Here is a 2,213-nt window from a genome sequence, read left to right as displayed (position 1 = left end):
CCCGGTTCAGAGGCTCTTGCCCGTCGGACGTGAAGTCCGCCGTGCATCCTGAATCCGGCTTTCCGATTTCACTAAGCGTATTCGCAGCCGCCCTATGCGCCCCCAGGGAGATACAAAAGAACCCGGCCGCCCGGAGCGTCCCCGTATACCGCCCGCGGTTCCAAGCCCTAAGCGGCGGGCATACGAAGCCCCCAGGAAGGACGCTATCACTAAGTGAGTGCGACAGCCCCCGGCAGTTCGTGTCTGGTTATTTAACACGGTTGCTGCTGGCTTTTCAGAACATTTTTATTGTGATACATAGCGGTATCCGCCCGTTTGAACACATCGTTATAGGACAGATCCGCAGCGGAATCATAGACAGCGATCCCCCGCGCGATCTGAAGCACTAAATCCCCCTGGATATTACGGTTGTGCTCCTTTATAGCAGTCTTAAACTGATCGAGAAGCGGCAGACAGTCTATCAGGCCCTGGTCTGTCAGTATAACGACAAATTCGTCGCCGCCGATCCGGTACACGGGGCTGTGGCTGAATACTTTACAAATGATTTTGCAGGCCGCGATGATCTGCATATCGCCCATATCATGGCCGTACTCGTCATTGACCCGTTTCAGATTATTAATGTCAAAAACCGCCACCGCGAAACTCGGCTGTTCGATCTGCATTCGGGATTCCAGGTTTTTTACCGCCTCCACATAAGCGGTCTTGCTCTTTACGCCGGTAATCGGGTCCCGATAAGCAAGTCCTTTGATATAGGAAATATATTCATTTAGCTGGCTGACTGTTTTGCGGAAGCTTTCCGCCAGGGTGCCGATCTCATCCTTGGAGTGGTGGGAGATGGTGATGCCCAGGTCCCCGTCAGCGATCTTTTTGGCGGCTACGTTTAATTCGATGAGCGGCCGCGCCATTCTTTTCGCCAGAAGATAGGAGAAGAGCAGAGTAATCAGGCTCACTCCTATCGTAATCAGGAGGATTTGAATAATCAGGTCTGTCCGTGTGGCGTTTAGCTCTTTGACGGGAGCCGTCAGAACCAGCTTCATTCCATTGGCCAGCTCCTGGAAGGAAGCCTTCTTCTTTTCCCCGTGATAGGTATATGAGATAAGTTCGTCCGTACCCGACTGATTCTGCAGCTTGGCGGCCAGGCTGTTTAAATTGCTGTCGATATCGGTCAGCGCGGTATGCATGACATAGTCATGATGGTAAATGATATCGGATTGGCTGTCGGTCAGAAATGCATATCCGGTCTTAAAAATCTGCGTACTGTCCACCAGGGTCTTCAGCACGTCAAAATTGATATCCATACCGACAACCCCGATGTTGACGCCGTCTATCTGGATCGGAATAATATAGGAAATCATCTGGACATTGATATTCTGGTTCAGATAAGGAGGCAGCCAGGTGGGAGAATTGTTAGAGATCGGGATATAGTACCATCCGACCCGTTCCACATCATCCTCGGCATATTTGGAAAAGTCGGTGGGCTGTGTGCTTTCAAATTCTCCGTCCACGGTCTGGCGGGTATAGAATAACCCGGAAGTGGGAGCGGTGAAATCGGGATTATAGCGGATATAAGCGGCTATCGCACCTTCGGTGTGATTCGCGGAATTCAAAAGAACGTCATTTACCGTTTGTGTGAAGGCATTGACATAAGCCTCATCGGTCTGGAACCTTGGGACATCGTCTAACTTATGTACTGCGTAGTCGGAAACCATCTGAACCGATTGCTGGATATGCTTTAAGATGCTATTCACACTCTGGGCCTTATCGGAACAGTAAAGCCCCATGATCCGGGTGGTGTCCGTGTCGACCACCTTACCGGCGCTGATGATCCCGGCGCTCCCGGTAGCCAGAGCCGTAATCAGTATACAGGTAAATAATACGGATACAATCTTATACTTAATCGATTTCATTGATTCACACACCTTCCATCTCTTCTTAATAATAGACAATGGAATACACCATAACTACATCAAACAGTAGAGATAAAGGAAGTTCTTCCTCGGGTTTGGGTATGCCCGCTGCTTAAGGACCGGTGTGTGTCGGTGTGTGTCCCGGAATGCTCCGGGCAGCCGGATTCTTTTGTGTCTCTCCGGGAGCGCGGAGGGCTTACGCTGGCGCCCGCTAAGTGGAATCGGAAAGCCGGGTTCAGGAACCGAGCCTATTCACCAGGAACACGTGATGTGTTCCCGGTTCAGAGGCTCTTGCCCGTCGGACGT

At 51.1% G+C, this 2,213-nt stretch carries 1 protein-coding gene; it reads right to left on the bottom strand.

The annotated features are described in order from the left end of the window. Nucleotides 1–251: 251 nt before the first annotated feature. Nucleotides 252–1,907: a sensor domain-containing diguanylate cyclase gene (locus tag KTH89_RS24610; RefSeq protein WP_238723464.1), complete on the bottom strand. Its 1,656-nt coding sequence runs from the start codon at nucleotides 1,905–1,907 to the stop codon at nucleotides 252–254. Between the last annotated feature and the right edge of the window lie 306 nt (nucleotides 1,908–2,213).

The sequence above is a fragment of the Diplocloster agilis genome (genome assembly GCF_019042275.1).
Lineage (GTDB): Bacteria > Bacillota > Clostridia > Lachnospirales > Lachnospiraceae > Diplocloster > Diplocloster agilis.
This window is presented reverse-complemented; position numbering and strand designations above follow the sequence as displayed.